Consider the following 19,756-nt stretch of genomic DNA (forward strand, 5'->3'; position numbering starts at 1 on the left):
CCACTAATGTTTTATACAAAAAACGATAATGTTTCAATTGTAGGGCTCATTCCTGTCTCGGGGCACCATTGAAGTATGGCGCTAGGCCATAACGGCTATCTTCAGCGGTAAATATATAATAAATTCTGCACCTTCCCCGGGGGCAGTATTTACCAATATGCGTCCCTGATGTTTTTCTATGATACTAAATACAATGGAAAGGCCCAGCCCTGTACCTTCTCCTACGTCCTTGGTGGTAAAGAAAGGATCAAAGATCTTTTCCTTAACCTTTTCAGTCATCCCCGGGCCGGTATCTTTAATACTGATTACAGCCATCTCATTTTCCTGCCGGGTAGTGATAGTTACACTTTCTTCCCTGCCATCGGAATGGGTTTTAATTGCATTGAAGGCATTGGTCAGAATGTTCATGAACACCTGGTTCATTTTGCCGGCATAGCATTCTATTTTGGGCAGGGTACCATAGTGCTTTATCACCTTTACATTCGGTGGAATGTTGTTCTTAAGGAGTACCAGCGTGCTGTCCAGCCCTTCGTGCAGGTCAACTGACTTCACATCACTTTCATCCAGCCGGCTGAAGGTACGCAATCCTTTTACAATCTCAGCTGTGCGGGTGGCTCCATCTTCAATACCTTTGATCAGGGAGGCAATTTCTTCGTGTATATAGTCGATGTCTATCTCCTGTTTGTAAGCGGCAATGTCCTGCAGTTCTGACTTCACATCACTAGCCGTGGCCAGTCCGTCATACTTGTCGAGCAGTGTTCTGATATCTGCAATATCCAGTTTAAGCGGTTTGATATTAGACGTAACGAAGTTAATCGGGTTGTTGATCTCATGTGCAATACCTGCCGTGAGCTGACCCAGGGAAGCCATTTTTTCTCTTTCCACCAGTTGTGTCTGTGCATCTTTCAGGTTCTTCATGGCTACACTCAGTTCGTCGTTGGTGGTTTGCAACTCTTCTGTACGTTTATGCACCTTGTCTTCCAGTATGATATTCTGCTCCCTTACCAGGCGCTCATTCTCCTGGGAGGCCTGCAGGGCTTCGGCTCTGAATACATTGATCTTATGTGCCAGTGCGAAGGAGAGGAGCAGGGCTTCCATACCTGAGCCTATCTGCAGGGCATAATAGGTAAAGTCATTGTATGGCAGCACATTCATATTGCGCAACACGAAAATAATAACACTCACCAGGAATACTGACCATGCCAGCAGGAAGAAACGGGCGGAACTATAGCCCATCCGGCTCATTTTGAGCGGCACGATAAATACGATGATGGCGGCTGCAAATACCACCAGCTGTACCCATATCTGTGCAATGGTATACCAGTTCAGCAACGCCGGAATAAAGCATAGCAGGTACGCATAAATGAGGTAGTTGATGAGGCGGTGTCCACGGCTGTAATGTTGTTTCGTTTGCAGGAATTGCTGAACGAACATCAAAGCGGTTAATCCATTGAAGATCGGTACCAGTACAGAGGCATGCATGGCCAGCCAGGGCCACGAAGGCCAGAGGAAGCGGAAGGCAAAGCCCTGCAGCGTTGCCTGTGTAAGGCCTACAAAAATGTTGTAGGCAACATAGGTCAGGTAACTGTTATCCTTGGTGGAAAGGAAGATAAAGAGGTTATAGAACGACATCGCGAGGATGACCCCGACATACAAGCCGAAAATGAGGCCCCTGGAGCTGTTCTTGGTGCTTACCTGGTCTTTGGTACCTACGTAAATAGGCAGTTGCAACTGCTCGCCCGCCTTGATGCGCAGGTAGTACAAATGGGTACTGTGAGCCTGGAATATGAGCGGGAATATATAGTTCTGATGATCGTAAATCCTGTTGTGAAACTGGGTGAATTCCCCCAGCCTGGTTTCTTTGAAACTGCCGTCAGGCATTAACTCAAAGAGGGTAATATCGTCGATGGTGGGGTATTCTACTTCCAGCAGCAGTTTGCGGGCGGCGCCGGGATTGTCAATGCTAAATCGCGCCCAGTGCGTATAGGGCGTAATCTGGAGATTGGGAACATTTTCTCCCGGTGAGGCAAAAGTGACTTTTTGTACTTCTCCTATACCAAGTTTGTTGGTCTTGTCTGTAAATAATTCAAGGTACTTGCCAATGCGGGTGATGGGCATGCCCTCCTCGTATACAAAGGGAGCAGCTGCCTGTGTATGCTCATAGCATAATAGGGCAAGTAACCATAAGGTAATGATCCGGAACATGCGATAAATTTAGAGAAAATTCACCTTTCACTCTTCACTTTGGTATATTGATAATCGGGTATTTCCAGATGATAGCTCACTTCGTAAGAGCCTTTGGGTCCAACTTCTGTTTTGGTTTGGATAAGTGTTTCCCGCAGATCATAGATGAGTTCCCGTTCTTTGGGCTCTGCATGTTCCAGGGAATTGACGTCGTTGATCACCATGGCAGTGGCAACGAAGTCGTCTTTGGGATAGAAAAAAGTGCCTTTATCGCCGAGGGATTCGTCGATCATGAATCCTACTCTCTTTCCGATACGGGTAGTGATTGGGGCGCATAATACGTGGAAATTGTCAATCGGCAGTTGTGCGGCAAGTACTACACCTGCCCTGGCCAGTACCTGGCTACCGATACCCATACCGGCTACTTCTTTGGAGTTCCACATGGCGCAAATCTCAGCACTGCCGGGTCTGACCATGTCGTAGATTTTGCTGTCGTACTTTCCGATCGCCGTTTCAATAGGCAGGGGTATGACCCCGTCAGCCAGCTGTACTCTGGCTCCACCATAAGTCTTGGTGCGTGATTCATCTTCTACAATAATTACAATACTATTTTCATGTTGCATCCAGTCCGCATTGCCGGACGTGATCTTAGCAATCCCAAAATAGATCTCCAACAACCGGAGGTGGCCGTTGTAGAACCTCAGGCAGGCTTCAGGATCATCTGGTGCTCTAAATGCCCTTACTGTAATCATGATTTTGCATGTGGGTACTCTTTAATAATAGCATTGGTACGGGGGAGTGGTGTGAACAGACCGGTATCGCATTCGGTTGCAAAGAATGTGTTTTCAAGCCTGTTCTAACCAGCCTGGTTTAAACAAATATCTGCTCGAAGTCTACATAATACCTGCCGGAGTTCTTGTATTGATCCAGCAATATACGCCTGCAGGTGTCAGTGACAGCAGCACCTCCTAATACGACAGAAGAGGCAAGCTGGGGCCAGGTGGTAATGGTTTTACCAATTTCGCTCAGGGAGTATTTCATCCTGGCAGACATATCATCCAGGGCAACCATTGGACGGAAGATGGGTAATTTCTCTGCGTCACTCAGTCCTTTTAACCTTTCCATGTCCAGATCGGCAGGGATAAATCCATGCAGCAGAGGTCTGTCTGGCTCAAGGTCAAAACGCTCTACATCCACCATCCCTCTGTCATTGGTGTCCATTACTACCGGTATTTGCAAGGCTTTTGCCTTTATCCGGCTCAGTATTTTAATATCTATGCCATCACATTCTTCTACCAGCACATCAAGGTTCCCGCCACCGGTAAAGAATTCGTCCAGGTTTTGCGCTGTGGCACCGTCCAGGAAACATCTTACTTTGATGAAAGGATCCAGTTCCGCTATCTCCCTGGCTGCTACCACAGCCTTGGATACCTGTATATTATGTATCCCCGTACGAATACGGTTCATATTGGTTAGTTCAATTTTGTCAAAGTCCGCCAGTCTCAGTTCTCCACATACCCGTTCCATCGCAATGGTCAGCGCAATGCTGCCACCTACTGAGAGCCCAATAACACCGATCTTCTTTGTACGCAGTCTTTCAATTTCTTCCTTCATGATCTTATGCTGGTTGCGGCTGGTGCGCAATGCAATAAAATCTTCCTCGTCTACAATGTGAACAACCCTGTCAGCCCAGGGATAATATACCCATACGCCAATTTCTGCCAGTGTTTGCTCTCCAACGTAAGCGGCTAAATGCTGCTCATATTCTTCAGGGGTCAAACGCTTCGTTGGGTTACTGATCTTAATGAGTTCTTTTAACTGGGATACGATGTGATCATGAACGCGGATATGGGGGTTACTGCTCAATAAGCTGGTAAGGGCTGTATATTCTTCGGCTTTTCCCAACCTATAAAAGACTGGTGTATAATTGTCTGTTTCTGGTTGTTGTTGTTTTATATGTTCTTCTAATTCTCTCATTTTACCTGGCATAAAAAAAGTATGGACAATGAATGGTAAATTGGAATATAAATTGTATAATTAAAAAATATAATACTGTATCAGCACCCGCCCCTTTGTGTAGAGATATGTATCGGCATAAGGTTGAAGCCCCATTGAAGGCCTAGTTAATTAGCGTACTACATATATTAGTTCATCATCATGTAGTTTCGGGACAAATAGTTTTTATATTCAAATAAAAAAATTTGTATAAAGTTCACATGAAAGCTATGGTAAAATAACAATTAATTTCAAAAGATTGTGATTTATACACGTTATTTTAGGAATAAACCGTGAAATACGTAGTTGCCAGTACGCAGTCAATAATTAAAAAATTTTAATAATTGGTGTAGTATTTGTGGCATTCAGCAATGTCGTCGTAAATTGAATTCATTCTTCATTATAACTTTAATACCTGGTATATGAATAAAAGAGAATTTATTAAGTTAGCCGGTCTGGCCAGCGTAGCTGCCGCCGTGGGTAATCCTGCCGGTATGGTGAGTGCTGCTTCATTGAAAGGGAAAAACGACAAGAACGGAAATAGTCCAAAAGCTCCTTTTACTGTGCCTGCGTTGCCTTATGCTTTTGATGCGCTTGAACCACACATTGACAAGACAACAATGGAAATACACCATGACAAACACCATGGTGCCTATGTAAAAAATCTGAACGATGCTGTAAAAGGTACGAAGTACGAAAGCCTCACCCTGGATGAGATCCTGGCCTCAGTAAAAGCAGATGATAAAGCGATCCGTAACAATGGTGGCGGACACTATAACCACTCCCTGTTCTGGACATTGTTGTCACCTGCTAAAACTACCCCTTCTGAGAAACTGAAAGCTGCTGTGACAGAATCTTTCGGGTCATGGGAGAAATTCCAGGATGCGTTTAATACTGCTGCAAAGACAGTATTCGGTTCAGGATGGGCATGGCTCATTGTTACACCCGGTAAGAAGCTGCAGGTGATATCGACACCGAATCAGGATAACCCCTTAATGAAAGGGATCGTAAAGGATACCGGTACGCCAATCCTGGCATTGGATGTTTGGGAGCATGCGTATTATCTGAAGTATCATAACGTGCGTCCTGATTACATCACTGCTTTCTGGAATGTGATTAACTGGAATGAAGTGGATAAACTGTATGCCGCTGCAATCAGGTAATTAATAAAATCCTGGTTCTATCCCGCTGGCATCTACCCGCGGTATAGAACCGCCCTCAAACAAAAACGCTCTTGCCTCAGGCAAGAGCGTTTTTGTTTGCTTATTTATTTTCGCTTAAAGAATACAAACCCATTTTTTTCGCCTATCACTTCCAGGTTGGGATTCGCCCTCCAGGGCCCACTGTCCGTCACCCTGCAAATAAAATACGTAGGCTTATCCACCGGGCCATTCAACAACCATTCCTGATTATAATAATTCTTATTAGCCGCCGGCATCTTCTTCGTATAAAACAAATGTGCATAACTATGATAACTCAACACCTGCACATAGTCATCCTTTCCCTGGAACGACTCGAAAAATTCTATCGCCGCCCGCTGTGAAAACCCTTCAATCTTTGGTGTAAAATGCACCACCGTAATCTGTATCGCACAGATCGTACTCACAAATAACGTCACCATTCCCACCTTCACTTTCTTATTGAACAACAACACCGCACTCACGATCACCAACAGCAAATACACTGCTCCATACGCGCTCTCCCACAATGAAAACGGTACATCTGCCTGCAAATTTGCCTTTGCAAATCTATCCCCGATCGCTGCGATCAACTGCGCTTTGTACACTCCCACTACCGGCAGCAATGTAATGGCCGTTGCAATCAGCATTCCTACCAACAGCATCAGCACAATATTCCATGCCCGCAGCACCACTTTACCTTCCGCCACTCTATATATCTGCCATGCTGCCAAAAAGCTCAGCGGGAAATAACACAATGATGAATAATGCACAATCTTCGTCTCTACAATAGAGAACATGATCAATGCCACCCAAAACAACACCCACATCCAAATCCTGAAGTCGCGGATCTCCGCACCCTGTGCGCCACTATAAATAGACCTTTCTTTCCGGCTCCTGAAATACGAAAACAGGAAAATGCTCGCCGGGAAACAACCTATCAGCAACACAATCCAGTGATAAAAGAAATTACCCCCATGCCCTGCATCCGGTGTAGTGAGCAAACGGACCTGGTAGGTCACAAACTCATTCACAAACCACCAGCCCCGGGTGAGTATTTGATACCCAAACCACAGCGCGGCCGTAATAAAGGCGAGCAAGGTGATCAACCCCAGCTGTGGCAGCCTGATTCCCGTCTTTCCCTTCTTTACTACCCAGTATACAACAAAGCTGAGCAAACTCACCAATATTGCTACCGGTCCTTTGGTCAGCACCGCCAATCCCAGGGCGATACCGCCCAGAATAGCCATCCTGTTCGGCTTCGCTGCATAAGGCACCCGAAACACGCAATAGATCGCTAAAAATATAAAGTAGTTAAAAGTAGGATCAATGATCCCTGACTTAAAATAGAAATGCGGTAACCAGGAACCGGCATATGCCAGGGCCCACCATAAGCCCAGCTTTTCATCAGCCAGCTTTTTCCCAATACTAAAAAGCGTAACAAGGGTAGCAATACCAATGATGGCATTTGGAAAACGTGCAGCAAATTCATTGACACCAAAAATGACCATGCTAAAGGCCTGCATCCATATGAATAAAGGCGGCTTTTCCCAGAAAGGGGCAAAGTCGATCTGTACCTGTGAATAGTTATGTGTTACAAGCATCTCCCTTGCTGCTTCCGCAAAGTTGATCTCATCCCAGTCAAACAGGTGCACATGCCCCAGAAAAGGCACGAATAGGGTCGCGGCCGCAATGGCGATAAGCAGGTATTTCATTCCCTAATTTAGATTGATCTGTTAAGACTCCTTTATTCTTCCTGATTAACAAATCAATAAAAATAACTAAATCAACTGGTAGTGTTCCAGTTTGATTGCTATTTTGGAATTATATGGCCGCTGAGTTGAGCGGAAGTGCCGCTGGTTGAGGATTATTTTTTAGATCAGAGAAATAAATTCAGCTACAACACGGGCAATCAACTAAGACGCATCGCAGTTTCGGGAATAATTTCAGCAGGCGTATTCCCCTTTTTTTTATCAAATACGATGTAAAGCAGGAGGCTGCTGCAGGTACCAATAATACTTCCTACATACACATCAATAAAGAAATGCTGTGCCAGGTAAATCCTGGACCAGGCAGCCGCAAATGCCAGCATGATAAATACCAGTCCCATCATCTTATTACGGGTGATCAGGGCCAGGAAACAGAACATGGCAAAGGCCGTCGTAGTATGACCGGAAGGGAAGCTGCATCCCCCGTGAACGGTTACCCATTTTACAGTGTGGATGATAGCCGGGTCTTCGAAGTATTTAATAGGCCTGGGGGCATTGAAATAATGTTTGGCGGTTTGTACCAGGATCGTTACCAGCAGCAAAATACATCCTGCATTCAGGAACATCCGGTACTTGCGCAACGCCAGGATCACCACCAGCATAATGGCAAAGGTGATACCATCACCAACGTAGGTGAGGCCGGACATGATTACATCTGCCCAGGGAGCGTGAAAGCTGTTAATAGCCAAAAATAGTTCTTCATGCGAGAAGAAGATCTGAAGGATAGCGCCCGTTATAACCCATAACAGGAATGGCGCAAAGAACCATGCGTTCTTACCGAACAGCGTAACAATCGTTTTCAATTTTCTTGAATTTTACCGTTGCAGGTATGCTGAGTAGGTTCAGGAATGATCGCCTGCGTCAATAATATAGTATCTCCTGGACAATAGCGGGCATAAATATGGTGATATGCTCATCTTGTCGGCTGGTATTGGATACCTGTAGTTCGCAGGCTTAATTCGGGTAACTACTCAGGTTATAGGTTTTAATATATATCTCTGAAAGAACTTTTTTATCCTGTTGAAGATCCTCACATAGAATTCCTTATTGAACAGGTTGGAATCGTTCATGGCTTTTACGATCAGGAACACGGCAATAGGTATCAATACAATGTTTGACAGCCACATACCACTCCAGGTAGCCATTACGTCCTTACGGGCCATTTTCTCGCCCGTCATAAAGAATATATTGAAGATCACAAAGAATGCTACGGCAAAGATGAGCGGGGTACCCAGGCCACCCTTGCGGATGATGGAACCCAGTGGTGCCCCGATCAGGAACATTACGATACAGGAGAAGGCGAGTGTAAATTTACGCTGCCATTCTACCTTGTGCAGGATCAGGGTATTGTGTTTATCCTGGAACTCCTTGGAGGGGCCTTCCAGGTTACTCTGTCCATCGCGGATGCTCTGTTCAGCTCTCTCTATTACAAACCGGCGGGCATTTTCAGGGATCATCTCCTTGAAATTCGCTTGTTTTATGGGAGGAGCGGTGTTCAGCCAGCCGGTATCTTTCCATTGTGCAAATGGGAAGCGGCTGGTGATATATACATTTACTGAACGGGTGAAGAGTTTCTCCTGGTCGCGCAGTGAATCGATGGCTTTATCCAGTTGTCTTACATTCAGCATTTGCTGGTTAGAGGCAAAGAGGCCCATATCCAGCCGGCTGAAGGCAAAAGAGCTCAGGTCAAATGCTTTTTTATACTGGTTGAACCCCAGCCTGATGAGGTCTCCTGGTTCATTGAAGTTGCGGTTGCCACGTTCTTCGTAGCGCCAGCCGTCTTCCAGGATGAAGTATAAGAAGCGTTTGTCGTTTGACAGGATCATTTCGCCTTTTTTGGCAAGGATCAGTTTGTCGCCACCGCCCGGGCTATGATCGACGATCATGACCTGGTGAATGGTTTTGTTATCCTTTTCCTTTTCGGCTACTTTAATTGTATAGTCAGGAATGTCTGTATAGAACACACCGGCCTTGATGTTGAAGGCAGGTTTTGAGTTCGTAATATCGTAGAGGAGTGATTTGGCGCGCAGGTTTGCGACCGGCATCACGTAGTTGTTAAAGAGGAAGGCCAGTACAGCGATGGTGATACAGCAGTACAGTACAGGGCGCATAAAGCGGAGGAGGGAGATACCGGACGATTTGATGGCCACGAGTTCGAAGCTTTCGCCCAGGTTCCCGAAGGTCATGATCGAGGACAGGAGTACTGCCAGGGGGAGTGCCAGTGATACCAGGTTTGCGCTGGTATAAGTGATCAGTTCGATGATCACAGGTGTATCCAGTCCCTTGCCCACCAGGTCATCGATGTATTTCCAGAGGAATTGCATGACCAGCACGAACAAGGTGACAAAGAAGGTAGCCACGAAGGGGCCCAGAAAGGTCTTTATAATTAGCTTATCCAGTTTTTTCACTCCTGCTCTAACGTTAAGGTGCTGTTTATTAGTACTGTTCTTTGGATTCTAAATCAGTGCAGCGGAAAGGGGATTCCTTTTTTACTGCGCTAAAGGCCTTTCTTTATGAGAGGCAGGGCCTTTAGAATTGGCAAATTTAACATGATTTATGATAGTGCCGAATATCGGCATTTAAAATAAGGTTAAATTTATCTTTGTGCTTATGAACAAAACAATCCTGACTGTTGAGGAACAGGCACTTGTAACAAATCCTGACTGGATTTATCTTAAAAACAACATTTTACAGAAAGTGATGAACCTGCTGGGCGACCTGCATATGGCTCTTAAGGCAACACTTCCCCTTCAGGGAATGTCATTCCCTGGAGACGGATCAGCTAAACTTAGCAAAGGAGAACGTTACAAAGACTTGCCTTATCTCATGCTGGATTATCCACGTTACTTCAACCGTGAGGACATTTTTGCATTCCGTACCATGTTCTGGTGGGGGCATTATTTTATCTCCACGCTGCATCTCGGGGGAGAATTGAAACAGCGGTATTCACAGACAATCATTGCTGGCTGGGAGGCATTAGCTGCCGCACAGTTTCAGATCTATGTACGAGCGGACGATCCCTGGCATCACGACTTTGAAAACGGAAATTTCAGATTAATATCAGCTTTGCCGGCATCGGAATTTGAAATGCTTATACACCGGCTTCCATTTATTAAGATCGCTAAGCCCTGGCCATTGGAGAACTGGGAAGGGCTAATACCTGGCGTAGTGGAAGATTACACATTACTACTACAGTTATTGTGCGGCTTTTGAAAACGGTTGGTGTGTTAATTGCCAATACGGTGAAACAGGTCTTTTACCTGGTAATCCCAGAGTTGGCTCTGATCAGCTATTTCTTTTTTCTCTGCAAAATCCCTTACAACCAGGATTGTTTCGTTTGTTACTTCGGAAATGGTAATGCGAAATTCAAAGAATTCTTCTTTGGGCGCATGTTTCCAATGTAAACGGATAAATTCATCTTCTTCCTGTTCCAGCACTTCTGCTTCTTCAACAGATCCATTCCAGGAGAAGGAAAATACGTTGTCCCTGTAATCTACTTTATCCGCAAACCACTCCTGCAATCCTGCAGGTGTCGAAAGGAATTCAAATAAGATACTGGGTGAGCACCGTACGGGGTATTCCAACTCATATTGCACTTTCTTAGACATCGCTCAAAGTAATTAGTAAATCAATATCATCTGGCTGCAATTATAGAAAAATATTTATTCTGTCAAAATTATTTTGCGTTTTTTTTTAATAATTGCCCAAATCTTTTCACACTTTATAAATAACAATTCTATTATGGAAATTAACAATACATTAGCGTTTCGCAGCACTTCTTTCACAGCAATTTACTGTCAGATGAGCATTTCAGCCCTTTGATATGTACGTTGTGAATGGTGAAACGTTTTTGCTTAAAAATGATTCAATAAGTAACAATTTATTTTGGCTACTGTCTAAAAAAACTTATTTTTGTCTGGCATTCATCAAAAAGGTAACGTTTTATTCACCTGTAACTGTTCCGAGTCTTTATGTCAATGCGCCAACTCAAAATCACTAAGTCGATCACTAACCGTGAGTCCCAATCACTGGAAAAATATTTGCAGGAAATTGGGAAAGTAGACTTAATCACGCCGGAGGAAGAAGTGAACCTGGCTATCCGCATTAAGCAAGGAGATCAGAGAGCACTGGAAAAGCTTACAAAAGCCAACCTGCGCTTCGTGGTATCTGTTGCGAAGCAATATCAGAACCAGGGTTTATCCCTTAGTGATCTGATTAATGAGGGCAACCTCGGTCTTATCAAGGCAGCACAGCGTTTTGATGAAACACGTGGTTTTAAATTTATCTCTTATGCCGTATGGTGGATTCGCCAATCTATTCTGCAGGCATTGGCAGAACAAAGCCGCATCGTTCGTCTGCCGCTGAACAAGGTAGGCCTGAGCAATAAGATCAGCAAAGCATACTCCCAACTCGAACAGGAATTTGAAAGAGAACCATCGCCAGACGAACTGGCTACTATTCTCGAAATCAATACAGAAGAAGTAGAAGCCACTTTAGGTGTTGCCGCACGTCACGTATCTATGGATGCGCCTTTTATCGACGGAGAAGATAACTCTCTCCTGGATGTACTGGCTAATCCAAATGCAAGCAGTGCAGATGAGGAACTGGATCACCATGATTCACTGCGTCGCGAAATAGAACGTTCTTTATCTACCCTCACAGATCGTCAGAAAGATGTGATCATGCTGTATTTCGGTATTGCAGTAGAACATCCGATGTCACTGGAAGATATAGGGGAGAAGTTCGGTCTGACCCGCGAAAGGGTTCGCCAGATCAAAGATAAGGCGATCACTAAGTTAAGAACAACCAGCCGTAGCAAATTATTGAGGAACTATCTGGGTAACTAAGATTCGTTTCCTGAAACATATTAAAGGATAATACCACACGGTATTATCCTTTTTTTTATGCCTTTTTGGGTCGGTTTACCAACCAGGCCCCGGGAGTAACTGGTTAAAAAGGGAGATATCCCGCAGATAACCCGCCAATAACCCGCCTATAAGCCGCCTATATCCCGCCTCTTTAAAGAGGCGGGATATAGGCGGCTTATGTACTGAATATGGATGGCTTATCCCCGGGATTGATTCGGTGGCAGACTATTTTCCTCTCCCTGAGGGCGGATACCCATTTCTTTTCGCTACCTTTTTACTATTTTTGCATCCCTTAGGCTATTTCCCGGCTTAATTAAAAACAGGTTTTTGATGTTTGAATCATTATCAGAGCGGCTCGACTCCGCCTTCAAGCAGTTGAAAGGTGAGGGCCGTATCAGTGAAATAAATATTGCCAGTACTGTAAAGGAGATCCGCCGTGCACTGGTAGATGCGGACGTTAACTACAAAATCGCGAAAGACTTTACCGACAGGGTAAGGGAAAAAGCGCTGGGCGAAAAGGTGATCACTGCCATTTCTCCGGGTCAGCTCATGGTGAAGATCGTGAAGGACGAGCTGGCGGAACTGATGGGTGGTACCGAATCAGAACTGGATATCAAGGCTAACCCTTCTGTGATCCTGATAGCGGGTCTGCAGGGTTCCGGTAAAACCACTTTCTCCGGTAAACTGGCCAACTTCCTCAAAACTAAGAAGGGTAAGAAGCCCCTGCTGGTAGCTGCTGACATCTACCGTCCTGCGGCGATCGATCAGCTGAAAGTACTGGGTGAGCAGATTGGTGTGGAGGTTTATAGCGAGCCTGAAAATAAGGACGCTGTAAAAATCGCCCAGAATGCGATCGCTCACGCTAAGCAGAATGGCAATACTGTAGTGATCATCGATACCGCTGGTCGTCTGGCAGTCGATGAGGTCATGATGAAAGAGGTAGCCAATGTAAAGGCTGCTGTAAAACCAAACGAAATCCTCTTCGTCGTGGACTCCATGACAGGGCAGGATGCCGTGAATACCGCCAAAGCCTTCAACGATCGCCTGGACTTCAGTGGGGTCGTACTCACAAAGCTGGATGGTGATACCCGTGGTGGTGCTGCGTTAACTATCAAATATACCGTTGAGAAGCCCATCAAGTTCGTGAGCATGGGTGAAAAACTGGATACCCTGGATGTGTTCTACCCTGAGCGTATGGCACAGCGTATCCTGGGGATGGGTGATATTACCACCCTGGTAGAACGCGCGCAGGCACAGTTCAACGAAGAGCAGGCGAAAAAGCTGGAAAAGAAGATCCGTCAGAACCAGTTTGATTTTGATGACTTCCGTGAGCAGCTGAACCAGATTAAGAAAATGGGTAACCTGAAGGACCTGATGGGAATGATCCCGGGGATCGGAAAGGCTATCAAGGATATTGATATCAGCGACGATGCATTTAAGGGTATAGAAGCGATCATTGGCTCTATGACCCCTGCAGAACGTAGCAATCCAGACCTGATTGATGGCAGCCGCCGTCGCCGTATTGCGAAAGGTGCCGGCAAAGACATCCAGGATGTGAACCAGTTTATGAAACAATTTGAACAAATGCGTCAGATGATGAAACAAATGAATAAATTTGGCGCAGGGGGCAGAGGGTTGAAAGCAATGGGAAGATAGTATAAAGCGGCTTCAGTGCTGAGTTTGAGGCCAGATTTTAACTTATAAAACCAGCTTTGGATTTGATGCCAGGTAAACTGGAAATCAAACTTTTTGCAGCAAAAGAGAATTTTTAACAGAAAATATTTTGAACTAATTCTTTTTAAGATTACTTTTGCTGCCCCAATTGAATAATATTTTTTAACAACTCGCAAAAAAATAATTCGAATTATTTATGCCAGTCAAGATCAGATTACAACGTCATGGCGCTAAGAAGAGACCTTTTTATTTTATCGTAGTTGCCGATGCTCGCGCGCCAAGAGATGGTAAATTCATCCAGAAGATCGGTACTTACAATCCACTGACAGTTCCTGCTTCTATCAACATTGATACAGAAAAGGCACTGCGTTGGTTACAGAAAGGTGCTCAGCCAACTGATACCGTTAGAAGAATCCTTTCTTTCAAAGGTGTTCTCTACCTGAAACACCTGTTAAGAGGTGTGAAGCTCGGTCTGTTTGATGAGCCTACCGCTTTCCAGAAATTCGAACAATGGCAGGCTGAACACGAGCAGAAAGTTGCTGCACGTCGCGATAGCCACAAGAAAGCTAGAATCGCTACCCCAATAGTAAGAAGAGTAGAAGATGCTTCTGCTCCTCAGGCTCAGGAAGGTGGTGAAGCTTAATCCAGCTTTCAAATAACATACTGAAAGGGAAATACTCTAGGGTATTTCCCTTTTTACTTATTAGTCGTCAGATAATGAATAACTACTTTAGCATAGGTAAACTGGTATCTGTATTCGGATTACAGGGCGAGTTTGTTCTGAAGCACAGCCTGGGAAAAAGAGCCTCCCTGCAAGGGGTGGAAGCCATCTTCCTGGAAGAGCGTAAGAACAGCTTTATACCTTATTTTGTGCAGAAAGCCAGTGTGAAAGATCATGAGCATACCTTTGTGAAGCTGGAAGGCATTGACACCAAGGAAGCTGCCCGTAAGCTGGTGCAAACGCCTGTTTACCTGGGAGAGGCTGATTTCAAATCACAGGCAGCATCATCTGCGCCACTGGCCATGCTGGGTTTTACCGTGCATGACAAGGAACTGGGTGAACTGGGCGTGATAGAAGAGGTGATGGAAATGCCGATGCAGGTGCTGGTGAAGATCATGTATAAGGAAACAGAAGTGCTGTTACCTTTGAATGAGCAATCACTGGTAAAGGTGGATAAGAAAGCTCAGATCGTACATGTAGACCTGCCTGAAGGATTGATGGACATTTATCTGTAGAATGGGGCCTGACTTAATTTGAGTGTTACATCGGGGAGGACCTGTGGCCAGCTTTGATACCAGGATAAGTCACAACCGTAGAATTAATTAACACATGAGGATCGATATTATTACCGTACAGCCAGGGTTACTGGAAAGCCCTTTTTCTCACTCGATCTTAAAGCGGGCGCAGACGAAAGGATTGCTGGAAATATACACCCATAATCTCCGGGATTATTCTACCCAGAAGCAAAAGCAGGTAGATGATTACCAGTTTGGGGGAGGGGCAGGTATGGTAATGATGCTGGAGCCTGTAGTAAGAGCGATAGAGACCCTGAGAGAGAAGATCACTTATGATGAGGTGATCTACCTGACACCGGATGGAGAGACCCTGAACCAGGGGATGGCCAACCAGCTGTCACTAAAAGGGAACCTGCTTATGCTGTGTGGACATTATAAAGGTATTGATGAGCGGATCCGTCAGCATTTCGTAACGAAAGAGATCTCTATTGGTGATTATGTACTCTCCGGCGGCGAGTTGGCGGCAGCAGTACTGGTAGATGCAATAGGAAGATTGATTCCGGGAGTGTTGAATGATGAGCAGTCTGCCTTGCTGGATTCATTCCAGGATAATTTGCTGGCACCACCGGTGTATACCCGTCCTGAGGAATTCAGGGGCTGGAAGGTACCGGAAGTGCTGATGAGTGGGGATCATAAGAAGATAGATGAATGGAGACACGATATGGCACTGGAGCGTACAAAGCAAAGGAGGCCGGATCTGTTGGACAGGCATTAAAGAGGCAATCCTGGCTTTAAAAGGGCATACTAGTGATTTAAAAGCCGCCCGCAGGGCCTTATGATTTTAAATTCTTTGCGAAGCAATGATTCCAGCAACTTCATCCATTAAAAAAGTTAAGCCAAAATTTGGCTCATAATCAATTAGTTAAAAAATTATTCCTTAATAAAGGGCACTGTTATTTGGAAGTTGTGGAATTCTCACCTACCTTTGCAGTCCGATAAATAAATTTGAAAGATGAACGCGATTTCTTTTGTTCACGAGCAACTGACAGGTAATACAAAAAACTACCCTAAGTTTAAAGCCGGTGACAATGTCACTGTAAACTATAAAATTGTTGAAGGTAACAAGGAAAGAATCCAGTCCTTCAAAGGTGATGTAATTAAGATCCAGGGTACTGGTTTCACTGCATCATTCACAGTAAGAAAGATCTCTGATGGAGTTGGCGTAGAGAGAGTATTCCCTCTGTTCTCACCAAACATCGATGGTATCGTACTGAACAAAGTTGGTAAAGTAAGAAGAGCAAGACTGTTCTACCTGCGTGAACGTGCTGGTAAAGCTGCTCGTATTAAAGAAAAAAGGGTTTAGTATAAATACAGGGAAATTAGTGATAACGGGGACCGTTCCGGTTCCCGTTTTTTTTGTCGCTACCTGTAAGTACCAATCTCTACCCTATTTGATCCTACCACTGCAGGGAAAAGCCCCTTGCCGCCTCCGTTTGCCCCACTCTTAAAATAAGATTAAAGTTTCCCCTATCTTCGGACAGTACAATTGAATCCCGGATTTTATTACCTATCTTTGTTAGCTTAACATTTTAAAACAGAGAAAATGACTGCCGTTATTGTGAAATCACCACTGTTATTGTTCCAGGATCTGGGTATGAGCGAATTGTTGCTGATCGCCCTGGTTGTATTACTGTTATTTGGTGGTAAAAAAATCCCTGAGCTCATGCGCGGACTGGGTAAAGGTATCCGTGAGTTCAACGATGCCAAAAACAATGTACGCAAGGAGATCGAAGATGGTATGAAAGAAACACCTTCCACCACTGATCAGAAAGGAGCTTAATTCCTTCCCTGTACTATTACGGACTAAAAAGATTCAAACGCAGGGGAGAAGTCGTGTGCCTATGATAGTCATAGACTAGCATTTCACGTCATGGAACCTAAAGTATGCCACAACCTGGACGCAGCACTTTTTGTGTCCGGCTTACAAGTTTGACCTGATATTTTATTTTTTCAAGCAATTAACTGGTTTGGCTTTGTCTGAATTCAGCAGTATATCGGCTTTTCATGAAGCATTATACGCCGGCAGAACAACCTGTACGGGAGTGGTGCAATATTACCTGGACCGTATAGCAAAGACAAAACATCTGAATGCATACCTGGAGGTTTGGGAAGAGGAAGCCCTTCAAAAAGCACGCGAGCTGGATACCCGTCTACAAAATGGGGAAAAGCTGGGGTCGCTGGGGGGCGTTGTGATCGGGATCAAGGATGTGATCTGCTACAAAGGGCATAAAATAAGTGCGGCATCGAAGATGCTGGAAGGGTTTACATCTATGTATTCTGCCACCGCGGTCGAAAGATTGCTGGAGGCAGATGCCATTTTGATCGGTAACCTCAATTGTGACGAGTTCGCCATGGGGTCTACCAATGAGAATTCGGCACATGGACCCGTACTCAATGCATTGGATACTACCCGTGTACCTGGTGGATCATCAGGTGGATCGGCAGTAGCCGTGCAGGCAGATCTGTGTATGGTAAGCCTGGGTAGTGATACCGGGGGATCCGTACGTCAGCCTGCTGATTTCTGCGGAATCGTGGGTATGAAACCAACTTATGGGCGTATTTCCCGCTACGGGCTGATCGCTTATGCTTCCTCCTTTGATCAGATTGGCATCTTTGGCAGGAATGTTGCGGATGTGGCAGGTGTATTACAACAAATAGCAGGGCCTGATGCCTATGATAGCACAGCATCTTTAGAGGAAGTTGCTGATTATCAGACACGAGAACACAATAAATCTTTTAAAATAGCGTATTTAAAAGACGCATTGTTTCACCCGGGCCTGGACCCTGAGATGAAAGATGAGTACCAAAGCTTTTTTGAAGAACTGGAAGCCGCAGGGAATTCAGTGACAGCGGTGGATTTCGCGTACCTTGATTATGTTGTTCCTGCTTATTACGTATTGACTACAGCAGAGGCATCTTCCAATCTTTCCCGCTATGATGGGGTAAAATATGGACATAGAACACCGCTTCAGAATTTAGATTTAACAGATTTTTATAAGAAAAGCAGATCAGAAGGTTTCGGTATAGAAGTAAAACGGCGTATCTTACTGGGCACATTCGTGTTAAGCGCAGGATATTACGATGCTTACTTCACGAAAGCGCAGCAGGTGAGGAGATTGGTAGTGAACAAATTATCAGAAATCCTGTCAACTTACGATGCGATTTTGATGCCAACTGTGCCTTCTACTGCATTTAAAATAGGGGAAAAAACTGATGACCCCATTGCAATGTATCTTGCAGACATCTACACGGTACTTGCAAACCTCGCCGGAGTTCCGGCTATTTCCGTACCTTTGCAACGGCATTCAAACGGGATGCCATATGGTGTACAGATCATCACAAAGCAATTTAGCGAAGCGCGCCTGTTAGACATTGCAGAACAATTTATGCAAATGAGGCAGGACACTCCTGTTTAAAACAAATATGTGTATGAGGAAAATCTTTTTACTACTGCTGTTACCAACTTTGGGTGCATGGCATTTTGAAGCGATTGGTGGCAACAGCGTACCTAAGAAGGTGGTTACTCCCATAGGAGGCCCAGATACTACGGTATTGAACCACAAAGTTCGGTTACCCAGGGACACATCAATTGTGCCTTCAGTAACCTCTCAGGCCGTGCGTCAAAACGCACAGAGCCTGCCGTCCAGCATCAGCAATCCGAAGGTCTATGAACAGATCAACAACAACATTGTAGCTGGATACATCAATAACTTTGCCAGCAGGTATAGTCAACATCTGCAGGTAATGATCTCCAGAGGTCAGCCTTACTTTGTAATGGTAGAAAAGATCTTTAGAGAACATGGTATTCCTGAAGAAATGAAATACCTGGCCGTTATTGAATCTAGTTTTAACACCAACGCCCGTTCCCGCGTGGGCGCTGTAGGAGCCTGGCAGTTCATGTCCGGTACTGCACGCATCTTCGGTCTGAGCGTAGGTAAAAAAGTAGATGAACGTAAAGACTTCTACAAATCCACTGTAGCAGCAGCTAAGTTCCTCAATGAACTGTACAACCAGTTCGGCGACTGGTTACTGGTAGTAGCAGCTTACAACTGTGGCCCTGGTGGCGTACAACGCGCTATGGCAGCAAGTGGACGCAGCGATTTCTGGGGCATGCAATATTTTCTGCCTGCTGAATCCAGAAACCATGTTTACAAATTCATCGCGACCGGTTACATCCTCGATAGGTTCAATACCTTCTTCGGTGTGGGGAATGATGACAACAATGACCATCCAGGCGTATCTACCATCAATGTTCCGGCTTCTGCTGTAAATTTCGCTTCTACTGAACTGACAGAAGAAGAAATGTACAGTACTGTAGAGTTCAACATTACCGGCAAATATCGTCTCGAAGCCATTGCTAAGAAACTGAATATTGAACAGGCACAAATGGAACACCTGAATCCTGATTTCGCAAGAATGATGGCAGGCCCAGAAAATAGCTACGACCTGCGTATTCCGAAAGATAAAATGAAGCAGTTCCAGGCAGAGAAAGAAGAGATCCTGAAAGAATCGCTGGCCCTCATACTGGATGAAAGAGCAACAGGTCTTGATAAGTCTAAGTTTCCACCGCCGGCTAAATTAACACCGACGGCAGAAGCAAAGGCAGGAAAAGCAAAAGCTACTCCTGCAGCCAAGGCAAAAGCACCGCTTGCTAAGAAGAAAGGAACAACTGCAGCAGCGAAAAAGAAAGCTACGGCAAAGAAAGCAGGCGCTGGCAAAAAGGCAGCAGCAACAAAGAAGAAAACGACACACAAGAAATAAGATATTGATTTCGAAAAAAGCCGCTCATACC

At 45.0% G+C, this 19,756-nt stretch carries 18 protein-coding genes; 11 read left to right on the forward strand and 7 right to left on the reverse strand.

Annotated features, from left to right (window positions below):
* Positions 1-81: 81 nt before the first annotated feature.
* The 3 genes from U0033_RS24280 to U0033_RS24290 form a co-directional block, all read right to left on the reverse strand.
* Positions 82-2,205: a sensor histidine kinase gene (locus tag U0033_RS24280; protein WP_072365335.1), complete on the reverse strand. Its 2,124-nt coding sequence runs from the start codon at positions 2,203-2,205 to the stop codon at positions 82-84.
* Positions 2,206-2,225: 20 nt separating this feature from the next.
* A complete protein-coding gene (locus U0033_RS24285; protein WP_072365337.1) occupies positions 2,226-2,936 on the reverse strand; it encodes a hypothetical protein in 711 nt (236 codons plus the stop codon).
* A 118-nt stretch (positions 2,937-3,054) separates the two neighbouring features.
* Positions 3,055-4,161, reverse strand: coding sequence for an Rv1355c family protein (locus tag U0033_RS24290; protein WP_245801865.1), 1,107 nt, complete (start codon positions 4,159-4,161; stop codon positions 3,055-3,057).
* 440 nt (positions 4,162-4,601) lie between these two features.
* Between U0033_RS24290 and U0033_RS24295 the strand changes: the two genes are divergently transcribed.
* The gene (locus tag U0033_RS24295) at positions 4,602-5,342 is read left to right on the forward strand and encodes a superoxide dismutase (RefSeq protein ID WP_072365341.1); all 741 of its coding nucleotides are present in this window, start codon (positions 4,602-4,604) and stop codon (positions 5,340-5,342) included.
* A gap of 104 nt (positions 5,343-5,446) precedes the next feature.
* On the opposite strand, the gene U0033_RS24300 is transcribed toward U0033_RS24295, so the two are convergent.
* From U0033_RS24300 to U0033_RS24310, 3 genes are all read right to left on the reverse strand, one after another.
* Complete coding sequence (locus U0033_RS24300; protein WP_072365343.1) at positions 5,447-7,072, reverse strand: ArnT family glycosyltransferase; 1,626 nt, start codon at positions 7,070-7,072, stop codon at positions 5,447-5,449.
* A 197-nt stretch (positions 7,073-7,269) separates the two neighbouring features.
* Positions 7,270-7,929: a phosphatase PAP2 family protein gene (locus U0033_RS24305; RefSeq protein WP_072365345.1), complete on the reverse strand. Its 660-nt coding sequence runs from the start codon at positions 7,927-7,929 to the stop codon at positions 7,270-7,272.
* 168 nt (positions 7,930-8,097) lie between these two features.
* Complete coding sequence (locus U0033_RS24310; RefSeq protein WP_072365347.1) at positions 8,098-9,534, reverse strand: LptF/LptG family permease; 1,437 nt, start codon at positions 9,532-9,534, stop codon at positions 8,098-8,100.
* A gap of 202 nt (positions 9,535-9,736) precedes the next feature.
* Here U0033_RS24310 and U0033_RS24315 point away from each other — a divergent pair, with 202 nt between their 5' ends.
* The gene (locus U0033_RS24315) at positions 9,737-10,339 is read left to right on the forward strand and encodes a hypothetical protein (RefSeq protein WP_072365349.1); all 603 of its coding nucleotides are present in this window, start codon (positions 9,737-9,739) and stop codon (positions 10,337-10,339) included.
* Between the two features lie 14 nt (positions 10,340-10,353).
* Here U0033_RS24315 and U0033_RS24320 read toward each other — a convergent pair whose 3' ends face one another.
* Entirely contained in the window at positions 10,354-10,734 is a 381-nt protein-coding gene (locus U0033_RS24320) for an START-like domain-containing protein (RefSeq protein ID WP_072365351.1), read from the reverse strand.
* Positions 10,735-11,103: 369 nt separating this feature from the next.
* On the opposite strand from U0033_RS24320, the gene U0033_RS24325 reads away from it, so the two are divergent.
* The 9 genes from U0033_RS24325 to U0033_RS24365 all read left to right on the forward strand — a co-directional run bounded on the left by U0033_RS24325 (position 11,104) and on the right by U0033_RS24365 (position 19,725).
* Positions 11,104-11,973: a sigma-70 family RNA polymerase sigma factor gene (locus tag U0033_RS24325; RefSeq protein ID WP_072365353.1), complete on the forward strand. Its 870-nt coding sequence runs from the start codon at positions 11,104-11,106 to the stop codon at positions 11,971-11,973.
* Positions 11,974-12,324: 351 nt separating this feature from the next.
* Positions 12,325-13,650: a signal recognition particle protein gene (ffh, locus tag U0033_RS24330; protein ID WP_072365355.1), complete on the forward strand. Its 1,326-nt coding sequence runs from the start codon at positions 12,325-12,327 to the stop codon at positions 13,648-13,650.
* Between the two features lie 214 nt (positions 13,651-13,864).
* Positions 13,865-14,311 carry a 30S ribosomal protein S16 gene (gene rpsP, locus U0033_RS33530; RefSeq protein WP_072365358.1) on the forward strand — a complete coding sequence of 149 codons (447 nt, stop codon included), beginning with the start codon at positions 13,865-13,867 and terminating at the stop codon, positions 14,309-14,311.
* A gap of 74 nt (positions 14,312-14,385) precedes the next feature.
* Positions 14,386-14,904 (forward strand): ribosome maturation factor RimM, encoded by a 519-nt coding sequence (rimM, locus tag U0033_RS24340; protein ID WP_072365360.1) that lies wholly within the window; start codon positions 14,386-14,388, stop codon positions 14,902-14,904.
* A gap of 94 nt (positions 14,905-14,998) precedes the next feature.
* On the forward strand, positions 14,999-15,679 hold the full coding sequence (gene trmD, locus U0033_RS24345) for a tRNA (guanosine(37)-N1)-methyltransferase TrmD (RefSeq protein ID WP_072365362.1): 681 nt from the start codon (positions 14,999-15,001) through the stop codon (positions 15,677-15,679).
* Between the two features lie 237 nt (positions 15,680-15,916).
* A complete protein-coding gene (gene rplS, locus U0033_RS24350; RefSeq protein WP_072365364.1) occupies positions 15,917-16,267 on the forward strand; it encodes a 50S ribosomal protein L19 in 351 nt (116 codons plus the stop codon).
* A gap of 240 nt (positions 16,268-16,507) precedes the next feature.
* The gene (locus U0033_RS24355; protein WP_072365366.1) at positions 16,508-16,744 is read left to right on the forward strand and encodes a Sec-independent protein translocase subunit TatA/TatB; all 237 of its coding nucleotides are present in this window, start codon (positions 16,508-16,510) and stop codon (positions 16,742-16,744) included.
* A gap of 193 nt (positions 16,745-16,937) precedes the next feature.
* Positions 16,938-18,380 carry an Asp-tRNA(Asn)/Glu-tRNA(Gln) amidotransferase subunit GatA gene (gatA, locus tag U0033_RS24360; protein WP_072365369.1) on the forward strand — a complete coding sequence of 481 codons (1,443 nt, stop codon included), beginning with the start codon at positions 16,938-16,940 and terminating at the stop codon, positions 18,378-18,380.
* 13 nt (positions 18,381-18,393) lie between these two features.
* Positions 18,394-19,725, forward strand: a complete 1,332-nt coding sequence (locus tag U0033_RS24365; RefSeq protein WP_177318728.1) for a lytic transglycosylase domain-containing protein — start codon at positions 18,394-18,396, stop codon at positions 19,723-19,725.
* Positions 19,726-19,756 lie beyond the last annotated feature (31 nt).

The organism is Chitinophaga sancti, from assembly GCF_034424315.1.
GTDB classification, from domain to species: domain Bacteria; phylum Bacteroidota; class Bacteroidia; order Chitinophagales; family Chitinophagaceae; genus Chitinophaga; species Chitinophaga sancti.

What these genes read in the sequence shown, in the direction of transcription:
- rplS (WP_072365364.1), top strand. Translation starts at nt 15,917, where the DNA reads ATGAACGCGATTTCTTTTGTTCACGAGCAACTGACAGGTAATACAAAA.
- U0033_RS24320 (WP_072365351.1), bottom strand. Translation starts at nt 10,734, where the DNA reads ATGTCTAAGAAAGTGCAATATGAGTTGGAATACCCCGTACGGTGCTCA.
- trmD (WP_072365362.1), top strand. Translation starts at nt 14,999, where the DNA reads ATGAGGATCGATATTATTACCGTACAGCCAGGGTTACTGGAAAGCCCT.
- U0033_RS24355 (WP_072365366.1), top strand. Translation starts at nt 16,508, where the DNA reads ATGACTGCCGTTATTGTGAAATCACCACTGTTATTGTTCCAGGATCTG.
- rpsP (WP_072365358.1), top strand. Translation starts at nt 13,865, where the DNA reads ATGCCAGTCAAGATCAGATTACAACGTCATGGCGCTAAGAAGAGACCT.
- U0033_RS24300 (WP_072365343.1), bottom strand. Translation starts at nt 7,072, where the DNA reads ATGAAATACCTGCTTATCGCCATTGCGGCCGCGACCCTATTCGTGCCT.
- U0033_RS24315 (WP_072365349.1), top strand. Translation starts at nt 9,737, where the DNA reads ATGAACAAAACAATCCTGACTGTTGAGGAACAGGCACTTGTAACAAAT.
- rimM (WP_072365360.1), top strand. Translation starts at nt 14,386, where the DNA reads ATGAATAACTACTTTAGCATAGGTAAACTGGTATCTGTATTCGGATTA.
- U0033_RS24280 (WP_072365335.1), bottom strand. Translation starts at nt 2,205, where the DNA reads ATGTTCCGGATCATTACCTTATGGTTACTTGCCCTATTATGCTATGAG.
- U0033_RS24365 (WP_177318728.1), top strand. Translation starts at nt 18,394, where the DNA reads ATGAGGAAAATCTTTTTACTACTGCTGTTACCAACTTTGGGTGCATGG.
- U0033_RS24325 (WP_072365353.1), top strand. Translation starts at nt 11,104, where the DNA reads ATGCGCCAACTCAAAATCACTAAGTCGATCACTAACCGTGAGTCCCAA.
- ffh (WP_072365355.1), top strand. Translation starts at nt 12,325, where the DNA reads ATGTTTGAATCATTATCAGAGCGGCTCGACTCCGCCTTCAAGCAGTTG.
- U0033_RS24290 (WP_245801865.1), bottom strand. Translation starts at nt 4,161, where the DNA reads ATGAGAGAATTAGAAGAACATATAAAACAACAACAACCAGAAACAGAC.
- U0033_RS24295 (WP_072365341.1), top strand. Translation starts at nt 4,602, where the DNA reads ATGAATAAAAGAGAATTTATTAAGTTAGCCGGTCTGGCCAGCGTAGCT.
- U0033_RS24285 (WP_072365337.1), bottom strand. Translation starts at nt 2,936, where the DNA reads ATGATTACAGTAAGGGCATTTAGAGCACCAGATGATCCTGAAGCCTGC.